This window comes from Sinorhizobium psoraleae (genome assembly GCF_013283645.1).
Taxonomy (GTDB): Bacteria; Pseudomonadota; Alphaproteobacteria; order Rhizobiales; family Rhizobiaceae; genus Sinorhizobium; species Sinorhizobium psoraleae.
The window spans coordinates 1,071,079-1,084,034 of record NZ_JABEKV010000002.1; the positions used below are offsets into that span (position 1 = coordinate 1,071,079).

Genomic DNA, 12,956 nt, shown 5'->3' on the forward strand with positions numbered 1-12,956 from the left:
GGCGCCCGAGAGGAGCCGTGTTCATTGCAGGAGTAATTGATCTTGGCTGCGCCGCCATGTGCCCGTCAGATGCGCGCCAGGCGGTCCGTCAGGAGATCGAAAAAGCCCTGATCGTCGATGTGGCGCATCACCTTGGCATTGTGCTCGCGGCCGGTCACCTGCCACCAGTCGACGACGGTCATGCCGGCCGTCAGGGCGGACGTCGTCTCGATCTCGACATTGCAGTCGCGCCCGGTGAACAGTTCCGGCCGCAGCAGATAGGCGACCACCGTCGGATCATGCAGCGGACCACCGTCCGTCCCATATTTTTCGATGTCGAAGCGTTCGAAGAACTCCAGCATTTCGGCCATCGCGATCGCCGCGGGACTGCCGATCTCGCGGATCTTCTGGACCCGGGCCTTGTGGGTCAGGACGCGGTGCGTCACGTCGAGCGGCATCATCACGATCGGGATGCCCGAGCGGAAGACGATTTCGGCAGCCTCCGGATCGACATAAATGTTGAATTCCGCCGCCGGCGTGATGTTGCCGCCCTCGAAGAACCCTCCACCCATCATCACGAGTTCACTTATCCGCGGCGCGATTTCCGGCGCCTTCGTCAGGGCAAGCGCGATGTTGGTCAAGGGGCCGAGCGTGCAGAGCGTAACCGTGCCCGCATCCTCGGCGAGCAGGGTCTCGATGATGAAGTCGACGGCGTGCAGCTCCTGCAGCGGCATCGTCGGCTCTGCCAACACCGGACCGTCGAGCCCTGTCTTGCCGTGGACATGCTCGGCTGTCACCAGAGGTCGCGCGACCGGGCGCTCGGCGCCCGCGTACACCTTCACATCGGTCCTGTTGCAAAGCTCGCAAACGATGCGCGCGTTCCGGGCTGTCAGCGAAAGCGGAACGTTACCCGCGACAGTGGTGATGCCCAGAAGGTCGATCTCCTCTGGACTGCCGAGGGCGAGCATGATGGCGGCTGCATCGTCCTGCCCGGGATCGGTGTCTATGATTATCTTTCTTGCGTTCGACACTTTCTCCACCCTCCTGGCTCACGATAATCCGGATCTCGTTAATCCGCGAACGTGGCCGATTCTACGACATTGAAGCAGGATTCGGACGGAAAACCGCTCACATTTACCTTCCCGCTCTGATTTGGCGCAGCGAACTATGATTTGCGCGCGCAGCCTAGGCAAGCGGCTTGCACTCGTTGCGCACAGCTACCATATTGCAGCGTGGATGCTGCTTGGCAGGTCCGCATGATGGTCGCTTGAGCTGCAAGGACTTGGGAAATGAGCAGGATTACGCCCTTTACCAGCCCGCTTCTGCTGGGCTTCGACACCATGGAAAAGACCCTTGAGCGCATCGCCAAGGGCAACGACGGGTATCCACCCTATAACATCGAGCGCATTCGCGGCGACGCATCTTCCGATGCGCCGGAACGGTTGCGGATAACGCTCGCGGTCGCCGGTTTCTCCGAAGAGGACCTGGACGTCACGACGGAAGAAAACCAATTGGTGATTCGCGGCCGCCAGGTCGATGTCGGCGAACGGGACTACCTGCATCGCGGCATTGCCGCCCGGCAGTTCCAGCGCACCTTTGTTCTCGCCGACGGCATGAGGGTTCTCGGCGCCGAACTGCGCAATGGTCTCCTCTCGGTGGACCTCGTGCGGCCCGAACCGGTTCGTATGGTAAAGAAAATTAACATTTCCGTCCCAGAGTAGGATAACCGGCGGGATTTTCCCCTACCCGGCGACCACGGAGTGTCACCATGGGACTGAAAGCCATCAACACATCGCTGTCGAAAAACGACCTTGCACATCTTGGCGAGGGCGAAGTCGGCTATATCCGCAAGATGCGTTCGGAGGAGGTCTCCCGTTGTTTCCCGGAAGCACCCGAGATGGGACCCGGAATCGACCTGTGGGCCTTGTTCGGCGCCGACGGCACGCCGATCCTTTTGACCGACAACCGGTCCAGCACCTTCTTCAAAGCGGCCGAGGACGATCTTCGCACCGTCAGCCTTCATTGAGCGGCTGAAGCGAATCACCTGAATTTGGCCCCTCATCCGGCCTCTCCTGCGAGAGAGGGGTAGGGTGAGGGGAAAACATAGCAAGTCCTAGACACGGCGAAAGGTGAGATAGGCGGAACTCCGCCCCTCGCGGCGCGCCTTGGCCTCGTAGCGCGTGCTCGGCCAACCTGCGAAAGGCGTGAGCCAATCTGCTGCTTTCTCCGCCGTCCACTCGAAGGCTGCGTGATCGCGGCAATGGATGAGCGTCCAATTGACATAGGTGTCGATGTCGGAGGCGAAGCAGAAGAGGCCGCCGGGCTTCAGGATGCGGGCGAAGCGATCCAAGTTGACCTTGGAAACGAAGCGCCGCTTCCAATGCTTCCGCTTCGGCCAGGGATCGGGATAGAGCAGGTCGATGTAGTCGACGGAAGCGTCCGGCAGCCAGTCCAGCACCTGCGTTGCGTCGTCGTCATACAGCCGGACATTCGCGAGCTCTCGCGCTTCGATCTGTCCGAGCAGCTTCGCCATCGAGTTGACGAAAGGCTCGACGCCGATGAAACCGGTTGCAGGATCCTCGGCGGCACGGTGAACGAGATGCTCCCCACCTCCGAAACCGATTTCCAGGCGAATGCGCTTCACCGGCTGCGGAAAGAGTGTCGTGAGTTCGGCCGGCGCGTGCTGCGCGAGATCGAGCCGCAGTGAGGGCAGCAGATGCTCGAGATGGGCTGCCTGGCGTTCACGCAAGGGCTTGCCCTTGCGGCGGCCAAAGAATGCCTCCGTGGCTCTGGCGCGGCGCGGTTCAGTCATCACGATCTTCCTTCAAAGAGCAAAGCGGACACTCCAGTCCGGAGCATCCGCTCTTGATCCTGCAATATGGTACGCCTGAATAGCAGCGCACCCGGCCATTGCAATATTTTTTCGACGCCTGCGACCTCGTCCAAGGCCGCGTCGACTGCGGCGTTATGCAGCGCGACCCGGCGCTCGCTGTTCGGAGAAAGCTGCGGCGTCGAGATCGATCGCTTCCTTCAGCGGCTTCACCAGATCGAGCTTTTCCCAGGAGAACGAACCATCGCGGCCGGCCTTGCGGCCGAAATGGCCGTAGGCGGCGGTTTTGGCGTAGATCGGCTTGTTGAGGTCGAGGTGACGCCGGATGCCCGTCGGCGAAAGGTCCATCGTCTTGCGGATGGCGCTTTCGACCTGGTCTTCCGAGACCTTGCCGGTGCCATGCAGATCGACATAGATCGACAGCGGCTGGGCGACACCGATGGCGTAGGCGAGCTGGATCGTGCAGCGGTCGGAAAGGCCGGCGGCAACGACGTTCTTCGCCAGATAGCGCGCGGCATAGGCGGCCGAGCGGTCGACCTTGGTCGTGTCCTTGCCCGAGAAGGCGCCACCGCCATGCGGCGCTGCGCCGCCATAGGTGTCGACGATGATCTTGCGGCCGGTGAGGCCAGCGTCACCGTCCGGTCCGCCGATGACGAACTTGCCGGTCGGGTTGATGTACCAGGTGCAATCGTCGGAGATCTTCAGATCGGCAAGCGCTTCGCGGATATACGGCTCGACAACGGAGCGGACCTTGGCGGAATCCCAGCTGTCGTCGAGATGCTGCGTCGAAAGCACGATCGAGGTAACTTCCCTCGGCTTGCCGTCGACATAGCGCACGGTCACCTGGCTCTTGGCGTCCGGGCCGAGCTTGGCGACTTCGCCTTCGCCCTTCTTGCGGGCAGCAGCGAGCGTCTGCAGGATGCGGTGTGAGTAATAAAGCGGCGCCGGCATCAGCTCGGACGTCTCACGGCAGGCGTAGCCGAACATGATGCCTTGGTCGCCGGCACCTTCCTCGCCCTGCTTGTCGGAAGCGTTGTCAACGCCTTGCGCGATATGAGCGGACTGGAAGTGCAGGAGCACGTCGATCTTCGCCGTCTTCCAGTGGAAACCGTCCTGCTCATAACCGATGTCGCGGATCGCCTTGCGGGCGGCCGACTTGAACTTCGACGGATTGATGACCTCGTTGCCGTTCTTGTCCTTCTTCAGCAGGCTCGGCGGCAGGCGGACTTCGCCGGCGATCACGACGCGGTTCGTCGTCGCCAGCGTCTCACAGGCAATGCGCACACCCCAAGGATCGACGCCGGTTTTCGCCGCCTCGCGGTAGACCAGATCGACGATCTCGTCGGAAATACGGTCACACACCTTATCCGGATGACCTTCGGCTACGGATTCACTCGTGAACAGGTAGTTTGCGCGCATGCGGGAAGTCCCCTCAATGAAAAAGCGGTGCGAACGTGTTAGTGGTTTTGCGGTCGAAAAACAAGCGAACAACGACATAAATATATCTTTATATCGATATTACAACCTGAATTCAGCCGCTGCATGCTTCCTCAAACGGTAGCCGATTCAAGGGCTGAAACATGCGGAGGCTCAAGATGCTGCAGCGTGATTTGAGCGTCTGATGAGACGCGCTGGCCGTAGCGGTGGACCGCACAAAAAAAGCGGCACTCGGGCCGCTTTGCTTTTAGATCGGTGAAATGCCCCGGCTATTCGCTTTCCGCCTCGGCGGCCAGCGCCTTCACCAGGTCCACCAGTTTCCGGCGCACCTTCGGGTCGGAAATCTTGACGAAGGCACGGTTGAGTTGGAGGCCCTCGGAGGACGACAGGAAATCAACCACATAGTTTGAGCTGGAGGCCTCGGCCATGCCGGAGGCGGCGCCCTCGCCCGGAGCATCCTCGAAGAAGAACGACACCGGGACATTGAGAATGGAGGAAATGTTCTGCAAGCGGCTGGCGCCGACGCGGTTTGTTCCCTTCTCGTATTTCTGGATCTGCTGGAAGGTAATCCCCAGGGCTTCACCGAGTTTTTCCTGGCTCATACCCAGCATCGTCCGGCGGAGGCGAATCCTGCTACCGACATGAATGTCGATCGGGTTCGGCTTCTTCTTGTTTTCAATCATGTCCGCGTTCCTAAACACGCTGTTTCGGGTACCTGCAACCTGGCATCGAACAGAGCGCCCTGTCGCAACCATATCGGCAAAACAAGAGCTCCACTCGCAGGTGAAGGTTGATGGATCTGGTCACTATGCAATTTTAGGGGTTTTAGGTCAATTCTTCCTAATATTAAAACCAGTGCGCGAAAATGCTGCAACCAGAAAGAGCATTCCGGCTGCCAACCAGAAAATCCGACCGCGCGTAGCGGCATCGGTTACACTAAGCATTTTTCCCGGCAGAATTGTGTCTGTGACCCCCTTGTAATTGTATCCCAATCCTACCACTAAAACACCACGTGCATCAACAATTGCTGATATACCGTTGTTGGCCGCCCTGATCATCGGTGTGCCGGTCTCGACTGTGCGAAGCCGCGCCTGATGGAAATGCTGGCGCGGGCCAGGTGTGTCGCCGAACCAGGCGTCGTTGGTAATGTTGAGCAGGATATCGGCAAGCCGGGCGTTGCCCTCGATCTCATCGGAGAAGATCGCTTCGTAGCAGATAAGCGGATAAGCCGTCCTGCCGCCCGGCAGCGTGAGAAGCGTGCGGGTCTGGGCAGGCGAAAAGCCGCCAGGCATCGAGGCGGCGACAGCGCTCAGCCCCCAGGAGGCAAGAACATCCTCGAACGGCAGATATTCGCCGAAGGGGACGAGGTGAACCTTGTCGGCGGCGCCGATGATCTGGCCGCGATCATCAATCGCGTAGATCGAATTGTAAAAGCGCCGCGGCAGGCCCGCCCCGGCATCCTCGACGCGAACGGCACCGGCGATAAGGACTTGCCCCTCCTCCAGGATCTCTGCGATACGGGCGAGCGCGTCCGGGTTGTCCGTCAGTATGAACGGGATCGAAGTTTCCGGCCAAACGATGATGTCCGGGCGTTTGCCCCCGTCCTGCCCCGGCACGGTCGTGAGAGCGAGATGCTCCTCGAAGACCGACGCGCGTTCCCTGTCGTCCAGCTTCATCGCCTGATCGACCACCGGCTGAACGAGGCGCACGGTCAGCTCAGGCGTTAACGGTTGAGGCGCCGGCTGGGCAAGTCGATAGAAGCCGAAGGCGAGGTGCGCGGCAAAGAGCACCACGGCGACTGCGAGGCCTGCACGCGCACCCTTTCCTGTGGCGATGAGAGCGGGGGCCGCAAACACGAAGACAGCGACCATGTTGATCGTCGCAAGGTTTACGACGCTCGCCGATTGCATCATCAGTGGCATCGGCATCAGGGCATAGCCGATGGCATTCCAGGGAAAGCCGGTGAAGAGAAACCCGCGGAGCCATTCCGCGATGCCGAAGCCGAATGCAAGCGCGGCTATCCTGCCCATGCCGTCGGACCAGATGCAACGCGCCAATGCGACTGCAAAGGCATAGAAGAGCGCGAGAACGGCAGGCAGACCGACAACGGCGAGCGGCAGGGCCCAGGCAAAGAGATCCGCCTCGATCAACAGGGCGTTGCCAAGCCACCAGAGGCCGCCAAGGAAATAGCCGAACCCGAAGCTCCAGCCGATCGACAGGGCCGGCCAAAGCCGTCCGAGCAGCCCCCGTTCAGGATCGCCCGGTGCGCCGTCGATCAGCCAGACGAGGACGGGAAATGAGACGAAAGCGGCCGCGAAGATACCGAACGGTGGTTGGGTGAGAACCGTCAAGAGCCCCGCGAGGAAGGCGATGAACACCCTCGACACTCCGGAGAGGAGCATAATCCTGCCTGCCAGCCTACTCATACAGCCTCCAATAGGCGCAGGACCGCGATCCTGCGCAGGAAAAACGACCGAATCAATCGGCGGCAGTGTTCCAAAAAAGCGGCTGCTTGTCCCCCGTCCAGGCGTTGCACAGCACAGCATCGCGGCAAAAATCGAGAGCGATTTTGACGCCGATATTACTGCATGTTTCCTTAAGTCGTTGTCGATTCAAGGACAAAAAAAGCAGCAATTCAAAATGCTACAGCGTCCTTTGCGCGTCTGATAAGACGCGCGGCGTTGCAGATTATTGCATTGTTTCAATGAAACAGTGAAATGATCTAACCGAACCTATGCAAGGCCGGACGGAAAACCGCTGCACACTTTTCCGGGAATTGCTTTACAGCCGGGATGGGACGGCGGCACGCCGCGACCGCCGGAACTGCTATTGCTCGGATGTCGGCGGTGGTCCGGCACGGACCTCGGTGTCGCGACCGGCCGGCGGCGTTTCAGATGGCATCTCCTTCTCTGCCTTCACCACCCGGCGGCGGGCGAGCGGCCGCTTGCGCATGATGCGCACGCGTTTGACGCGCCGGGGGTCGGCATCGAGGATCTGAAATTCGAAACCGGGGATGGCCTGGACCACCTCGCCGCGAACCGGGATGCGCCCGAGCGAAGCGAACACCAGCCCGCCCAGCGTGTCGACGTCTTCGATCTGTTCGCGCACATCGAAATCCGGGCCGATCGCTTCGGCGATCTCCTCTAGCTCGACGCGGGCATCGGCGACGAAGATATCATCCGTGGTGCGCGCGAACATGACCTCCTCATCGTCATGCTCGTCTTCGATATCGCCGACGACCATCTCGACGATGTCCTCCAGCGACACGAGACCGTCCGTGCCGCCATACTCATCGATGACGAGGGCCATCTGGATGCGCGCGGCCTGCATCCGCTGCATCAGATCCGAAGCCAGCATGGACGGCGGCACGAACAGGAGCTGGCGAACGATGCCGGCCTCCTCGACCGTTTTTCCAAGATCGACGCGAGAGAGGTCAAAACCCGCCCTCTGTTGACGCGGCGCCTTTTCCGTCCTCTCGGCCGAGGCCATGGGCTGCGCCTTGCCGTTGCGCCGCCGGTTGCGGGCCTGCTTGGTCACATAGGCGAGAAGGTCGCGGATATGCACCATGCCGCGCGGATCATCCAGGCCCTCGTTGTAGACCGGCATGCGCGAGCGCCCCGACTCCTCGAAGATGACCATGAGTTCGCCGATCGTGATGCTCTGGTCCACGGCCTCGATATCGGCGCGCGGCACCATCACGTCTTCGACGCGAACCTCGCGGAAACGCAGGATGTTGTTGAGCATCGCCCGTTCTTCGGGCGAGAACGCGGCGTTGCTGTCCGCGTCCGTCATCAATGCGTCGGCGAGATCTTCGCGCAGGCTCGACGGGCTTGCCCCGCGCAGGAGGCGCGCGGCGCGGCTCCAGAAGGAGGTTGTGGATTTGCTGCCCTCCTGTCGGGGGGCGGCGGTACTACTACTGCCCGCCTCGGCTTCTCCGGAAGCTTCCGCTTCCTCGGCCGCAACAGCGGCCGGCTGTGTGTTGATGTCGCTCATCGTTCCAAACTATCAATCCGGGGATCTGTCCCCGTATGGATCAGATAGGCCAAGACGCGCCAAAATGCGAGTCTCCAGGCCTTCCATTCTTTCCGCCTCGTCGTCTTCCAGATGATCATACCCGAAAAGGTGCAGGAATCCATGGACGAGAAGGTGCGTCAGATGCGTGTCAAACGGCTTCTCCAGTTCGGCCGCTTCGCGCTTCAGCGTTTCATAGGCAACGATGATATCGCCGAGCATCGGCCCCGGCATCTTGCCCGGGGTCACGGGAAAAGCGGGAAAAGACAGCACATTGGTCGGCTTGTCCTGGCCTCGCCATTCGGCATTGATTGCCTGCATCGACACATCATCGGTGAAGATCAAAGAGAGTTCCGGCGGATCCGGCGGAAAGGGCTGCTTTTCCTCGCTCACGAGGAAATCCGCCGCCGCCTCGAGAATGCGCGCCGAGAAGGACTGCAGCTCGTCCTCCGACGGCCAGTCCCCTTCCTCGACGCTGATCTGGATATCCAAGGCTGTCATGTTTGCAACGAACCGCCGTTAGATCACGATGATTTTGGGTCGATTCGACCCAAAAATCATAAACGTGATCGATTCCAACAAACAGAGCGGGATGCGGGCGGAAAACCGCATTCACTTCTCCTCATCCCGCTCTAAAGCGTGATCCGAAAAGTGGAACCCGGTTTTCGGACAAATCACGCGATAATCAGGACTAGCGATCGCTCTGCTCGCTTTCGTCGTGAACCGCCGTGTGGCTTTCATAGGCCCTGACGATCCTCGCCACCATCGGATGGCGGACGACATCGACATCCTTGAAGCGGATCACCGAAACGCCCTCCACGCCATGGAGAATTTGCAGCGCCTCCACGAGGCCCGATTTGACACCGCGCGGCAGGTCGACCTGGCTGGGATCGCCGGTGACGATCATCCGGCCGTTTTCGCCGAGACGCGTCAGGAACATCTTCATCTGCATCGATGTCGTGTTCTGGGCCTCATCGAGAATGACGGCGGCATTGGCGAGCGTTCGCCCACGCATGAAGGCGAGCGGCGCGATCTCAATCACGCCGGCGGTGATCGCCCGCTCGACCTTATCGCCCGGCATCATGTCGTAAAGCGCGTCGTAAAGCGGCCTGAGATAAGGATCGACCTTTTCCTTCATGTCGCCCGGCAGGAAGCCCAGGCGTTCGCCGGCTTCGACGGCCGGCCGCGAAAGGATGATGCGATCGACTGCGCCACGCTCGAGCAACTGAGCCGCATGGGCGACGGCAAGATAGGTCTTGCCGGTACCGGCCGGCCCGACGCCGAAGACGAGCTCGGACCGCTCGAGCGCACGGATATAGGCATCCTGCATCGGCGTGCGCGCAGCGATGGTCTTTTTGCGCGTCGAAATCTGCGCCATCGTCAACTTGGCTTTGCGTTCCATTGTCGGCAACTGCAACTGGTCGTCGGCAGCGACCGCCATACGGATCGCGCCTTCGACGTCGGACGTATCGATCGATCCGCCACTCTGCAATCTTCCGTAGAGATAGTCGAGAGCGCGCCGCGCCTGGTTTGTCGCCACCACATCGCCCGAAATGGCGACGGAATTTCCGCGCGGCCTGGCGTCGATGCGCAGGCGCTCTTCGAGCAGCTTCAGGTTCTGGTCGAATTGGCCGAAAAGTTCGCTGGCAAAGCGGTTGTTCTCGAAAGTGAGCACGAAGTGATTGGCGTCTGTCGCAGATGTTTTGGACTGGCGCGATGATGAAGAAATCAATTCGTGTCCATTCAAGCGGTTAGGCTCCTCGCTCTCGGTCCCTTATCCGATCATCTCGGCGAAAAGGCTGTTGGGCCCGGCTTTGATGATTCGTACTCTGACAATGTCACCGATTTGCGATGCTTTTGCATCAACATTCACAGGCTGCAGCCACGGCGAACGACCGACGAGCTGGCCGGGCATGCGGCCGGTTTTTTCCAAAAGCAGGTCGATCTCCCGTCCCACGCATGCCTGGGCGAAGTCGCGCTGCTGCTTGATAAGCAAAGTCTGCAATCTTTCCAGTCGCTTGGCCTTCACGTCCTCAGGAACCTGATCCTTGAGCTCGGCCCCCGGCGTGCCCGGACGGGTCGAATACTTGAAGGAAAATGCCTGTGCATAACCCACCGCCTCCACGAGACGCATGGTATCCTCGAAGTCTTCGTCGGTCTCACCGGGGAAGCCTACGATGAAATCGCCCGAGAGGGCAAGGTCGGGCTGGGCGGTGCGGATGCGATCTATCAAGGCGAGGTATTCGGCGGCGGTGTGACGCCGGTTCATCGCCTTCAGGATGCGATCCGACCCCGACTGGACCGGCAAATGCAGGTAAGGCATCAGCTTGGTCATCGACCGATGCGCCTCTATCAGGCTGTCGTCCATGTCGCGCGGATGACTGGTCGTATAGCGCAGGCGCGCGAGACCTTCGATCTCCGCAAGGCGGATGAGGAGATCGCCCAGGCCCCAGTCGCGGTCGTCCGGTCCGGCTCCGTGCCAGGCATTGACGTTCTGCCCAAGCAGGGTGATTTCGCGCACCCCGCTTTCGACCAGCCTTTCGGCCTCAGCAACGATCTGCGCCACCGGTCGCGATACTTCCGATCCGCGCGTATAGGGCACCACGCAGAAGGTGCAGAATTTGTCGCATCCTTCCTGCACCGTCAGGAAGGCGGTGACGCCGCGGGCGCGGGTCTTCGCCTTGTCCGGCGCCGGCAGGTGTTCAAACTTATCCTCGATCGCATAATCCGTTTCGACGACGCGCTCGCCCCCTCGTGCGCGCTTTAGCGCTTCCGGCAGACGGTGATAGGTCTGCGGTCCGATGACGAGGTCGACCGCTGGCGCACGGCGAAGGATTTCGTCGCCTTCGGCCTGCGCGACGCAGCCCGCGACGCCGATGACCATTTCGCGGCCCTCGCGCGCCTTCTCCTTCTTCAGCTCGCGCAGCCGGCCAAGCTCGGAATAGACCTTTTCAGCCGCCTTCTCGCGGATATGGCAGGTATTGAGCAGGACGAAATCGGCCTCCTCGAGAACGTCCGTCGAAACATAACCGTCGCGCGAGAGCGCATCCGACATGCGGTCGGAATCGTAGACGTTCATCTGGCAGCCATAGGTCTTGACGAAGACCTTGCGCGAAGGTGCATGTTCCTCGCCCGGCACCGGCGTTTTCGACAGAAGAGCTGTTTCCTGGGTCATGCGGCGTTCTTTAGTGCATGGCGGCCCAAAGTTGAAGCATTTTTGGCGCGGCTCACTACGGTTCGACGGGCGCGACGTCCCGGTCTACCCTCGGCCGCCCCCTCAGACGATCCGACAGCATGCTGCGAATGCGCTGCTCGATCGTGCGGCTCACGTCCTTCCGGTTGGCATGGCGGTCATAGTCCACCGCCTCGCCGAAATCGACATCCACGTCCAGCGCGCCTTCCCTCAGCACGCCAAAAAGATGCGGCAGCAGGCCGGTGTCGCCCGGCCATGCGGCGATCGGCCGGTTGTAGCGCCCCATGGGCATGCCATGGATGCCGGTGTAGGAAATGGCCAGAGGCTGGACATGGACCACCCCGGTCGGCGAATGTGGAACGGCGGAGGCCGCTGCTCCGAACAGCGACGTCTTGATGTCCAGCAGGCGGTTGCCGTCGGACGTCGTGCCTTCCGGGAAGAGCACGACGATTTCGCCATCGGCGAGCCTTCGGCCGATCTCGTTCACCTGATTGCCCGTCGTGCGCTTCTGGTCGCGCTCGACGAATATGGAGGCCTGCAAACGGGCGAGAAGGCCAAAGACGGGCCAGGTCTTCACCTCGGATTTGGCGACGAAGACGACGTCGGCCACGGAAGACAGCACCAGAATGTCCTTCCAGGACACGTGATTGGCGCTGAGCAGCAGCGGGCGACGGCGTTCGGGCTCACCGTGAACGCGAACGCGAAGCCCGAGCAACAGGCATGCCACACGATGCCAGAACCGCGGCAGCCACCGCCGCGGCTTCAGGTCCAGCCACAGGCAAAAGATCTGCACCGGCATCAGTACGAGCGAGATCAGCACAAGCAGGATGCCGCACAGGGCGACGCGGACCCAATTGATCATCTGCGAAGGCTTTCCAAGCCGCTCATCTTACAATCCGCATCACTCGGCGCCGCCAGTCGAACTGCCAGAGCGCCCACTGTTTTTGAAACGCAGCCGTGCGCATTCCAGAAGGGAATGCGCACCCGACCATGTCGTGAATCGGACTAGCGAAGATCGAGTCGCATGACAAGCGCGGCCGTGCGCGCGCCTGCAGCCCCCTGATAGTAGGCCCGGCGTTCGCCGACCTTAAGGAAGCCGAGCTTCTGATAGAGACCGAGCGCGGCCTGGTTGGTTTCATCGACTTCGAGGAAAAGCGCGTCGGATCCTTTGACGAGCGCCTCGCGCATGGCCGCCTGCATCAGTCGCCAGCCCAGGCCGGACCGTGTGAACCGCGGGTCCACGCCGATGGTCAGGATTTCGGCTTCGCCGGCCACGGCGCGTGAGAGTACAAAACCGCCGAGGGCGGGGCGGAAAGCACCGTTTGTCTGGCGCGCCACGAAACCGAAGACCGTATCCTGCGACAACAGCGCGTGAATTTCGCCGTCGCTCCAAGGTGATGCGAACCGTTGCCGATGCAGCTCAGCGGCAGCGGCGAGATCGCCCTCCTCGAGCGGGAAGATATCGAACTCCGTTCGACGGGTGAAATAATCGGTCAAACTCATCTT

The 12,956-nt window shown here is 61.0% G+C and carries 13 protein-coding genes; 2 read left to right on the forward strand and 11 right to left on the reverse strand.

Annotated features, from left to right (window positions below):
* Positions 1–65 precede the first annotated feature (65 nt).
* Positions 66–1,010 carry a nucleoside hydrolase gene (locus ILFOPFJJ_RS13775; protein WP_173511089.1) on the reverse strand — a complete coding sequence of 315 codons (945 nt, stop codon included), beginning with the start codon at positions 1,008–1,010 and terminating at the stop codon, positions 66–68.
* Between the two features lie 258 nt (positions 1,011–1,268).
* Here ILFOPFJJ_RS13775 and ILFOPFJJ_RS13780 point away from each other — a divergent pair, with 258 nt between their 5' ends.
* Together ILFOPFJJ_RS13780 and ILFOPFJJ_RS13785 are read left to right on the forward strand one after the other, a co-directional pair.
* The gene (locus ILFOPFJJ_RS13780) at positions 1,269–1,700 is read left to right on the forward strand and encodes an Hsp20 family protein (protein ID WP_173511090.1); all 432 of its coding nucleotides are present in this window, start codon (positions 1,269–1,271) and stop codon (positions 1,698–1,700) included.
* A 47-nt stretch (positions 1,701–1,747) separates the two neighbouring features.
* Entirely contained in the window at positions 1,748–2,005 is a 258-nt protein-coding gene (locus ILFOPFJJ_RS13785) for a BQ00720 family protein (RefSeq protein ID WP_136506763.1), read from the forward strand.
* 87 nt (positions 2,006–2,092) lie between these two features.
* Here the strand turns inward: ILFOPFJJ_RS13785 and trmB are convergent, their stop codons facing one another.
* The 10 genes from trmB to ILFOPFJJ_RS13835 form a co-directional block, all read right to left on the reverse strand.
* Positions 2,093–2,791, reverse strand: coding sequence for a tRNA (guanine(46)-N(7))-methyltransferase TrmB (gene trmB / locus ILFOPFJJ_RS13790; protein WP_173511091.1), 699 nt, complete (start codon positions 2,789–2,791; stop codon positions 2,093–2,095).
* Positions 2,792–2,944: 153 nt separating this feature from the next.
* On the reverse strand, positions 2,945–4,228 hold the full coding sequence (gene metK / locus ILFOPFJJ_RS13795; RefSeq protein ID WP_173511092.1) for a methionine adenosyltransferase: 1,284 nt from the start codon (positions 4,226–4,228) through the stop codon (positions 2,945–2,947).
* Positions 4,229–4,515: 287 nt separating this feature from the next.
* Entirely contained in the window at positions 4,516–4,929 is a 414-nt protein-coding gene (locus ILFOPFJJ_RS13800; protein ID WP_173511093.1) for a helix-turn-helix domain-containing protein, read from the reverse strand.
* 147 nt (positions 4,930–5,076) lie between these two features.
* Positions 5,077–6,672 carry an apolipoprotein N-acyltransferase gene (gene lnt / locus ILFOPFJJ_RS13805; RefSeq protein ID WP_173511094.1) on the reverse strand — a complete coding sequence of 532 codons (1,596 nt, stop codon included), beginning with the start codon at positions 6,670–6,672 and terminating at the stop codon, positions 5,077–5,079.
* Between the two features lie 400 nt (positions 6,673–7,072).
* Positions 7,073–8,239 (reverse strand): hemolysin family protein, encoded by a 1,167-nt coding sequence (locus ILFOPFJJ_RS13810; protein WP_173511095.1) that lies wholly within the window; start codon positions 8,237–8,239, stop codon positions 7,073–7,075.
* A gap of 12 nt (positions 8,240–8,251) precedes the next feature.
* Positions 8,252–8,758 carry an rRNA maturation RNase YbeY gene (gene ybeY, locus ILFOPFJJ_RS13815; RefSeq protein ID WP_173511096.1) on the reverse strand — a complete coding sequence of 169 codons (507 nt, stop codon included), beginning with the start codon at positions 8,756–8,758 and terminating at the stop codon, positions 8,252–8,254.
* 190 nt (positions 8,759–8,948) lie between these two features.
* Positions 8,949–10,004, reverse strand: a complete 1,056-nt coding sequence (locus ILFOPFJJ_RS13820; protein ID WP_173511097.1) for a PhoH family protein — start codon at positions 10,002–10,004, stop codon at positions 8,949–8,951.
* 27 nt (positions 10,005–10,031) lie between these two features.
* Positions 10,032–11,432, reverse strand: a complete 1,401-nt coding sequence (gene miaB / locus ILFOPFJJ_RS13825; RefSeq protein WP_173511098.1) for a tRNA (N6-isopentenyl adenosine(37)-C2)-methylthiotransferase MiaB — start codon at positions 11,430–11,432, stop codon at positions 10,032–10,034.
* Between the two features lie 55 nt (positions 11,433–11,487).
* Entirely contained in the window at positions 11,488–12,312 is an 825-nt protein-coding gene (olsA, locus tag ILFOPFJJ_RS13830; RefSeq protein ID WP_173511099.1) for a lyso-ornithine lipid O-acyltransferase, read from the reverse strand.
* Between the two features lie 143 nt (positions 12,313–12,455).
* Positions 12,456–12,953, reverse strand: coding sequence for a GNAT family N-acetyltransferase (locus ILFOPFJJ_RS13835; RefSeq protein ID WP_173511100.1), 498 nt, complete (start codon positions 12,951–12,953; stop codon positions 12,456–12,458).
* Between the last annotated feature and the right edge of the window lie 3 nt (positions 12,954–12,956).

Coding starts and splice junctions, on each gene's coding strand:
- metK (WP_173511092.1), bottom strand. CDS start 4,228: ATGCGCGCAAACTACCTGTTCACGAGTGAATCCGTAGCCGAAGGTCAT.
- olsA (WP_173511099.1), bottom strand. CDS start 12,312: ATGATCAATTGGGTCCGCGTCGCCCTGTGCGGCATCCTGCTTGTGCTG.
- miaB (WP_173511098.1), bottom strand. CDS start 11,432: ATGACCCAGGAAACAGCTCTTCTGTCGAAAACGCCGGTGCCGGGCGAG.
- ybeY (WP_173511096.1), bottom strand. CDS start 8,758: ATGACAGCCTTGGATATCCAGATCAGCGTCGAGGAAGGGGACTGGCCG.
- ILFOPFJJ_RS13835 (WP_173511100.1), bottom strand. CDS start 12,953: ATGAGTTTGACCGATTATTTCACCCGTCGAACGGAGTTCGATATCTTC.
- ILFOPFJJ_RS13800 (WP_173511093.1), bottom strand. CDS start 4,929: ATGATTGAAAACAAGAAGAAGCCGAACCCGATCGACATTCATGTCGGT.
- ILFOPFJJ_RS13785 (WP_136506763.1), top strand. CDS start 1,748: ATGGGACTGAAAGCCATCAACACATCGCTGTCGAAAAACGACCTTGCA.
- ILFOPFJJ_RS13780 (WP_173511090.1), top strand. CDS start 1,269: ATGAGCAGGATTACGCCCTTTACCAGCCCGCTTCTGCTGGGCTTCGAC.
- ILFOPFJJ_RS13810 (WP_173511095.1), bottom strand. CDS start 8,239: ATGAGCGACATCAACACACAGCCGGCCGCTGTTGCGGCCGAGGAAGCG.
- trmB (WP_173511091.1), bottom strand. CDS start 2,791: ATGACTGAACCGCGCCGCGCCAGAGCCACGGAGGCATTCTTTGGCCGC.
- lnt (WP_173511094.1), bottom strand. CDS start 6,672: ATGAGTAGGCTGGCAGGCAGGATTATGCTCCTCTCCGGAGTGTCGAGG.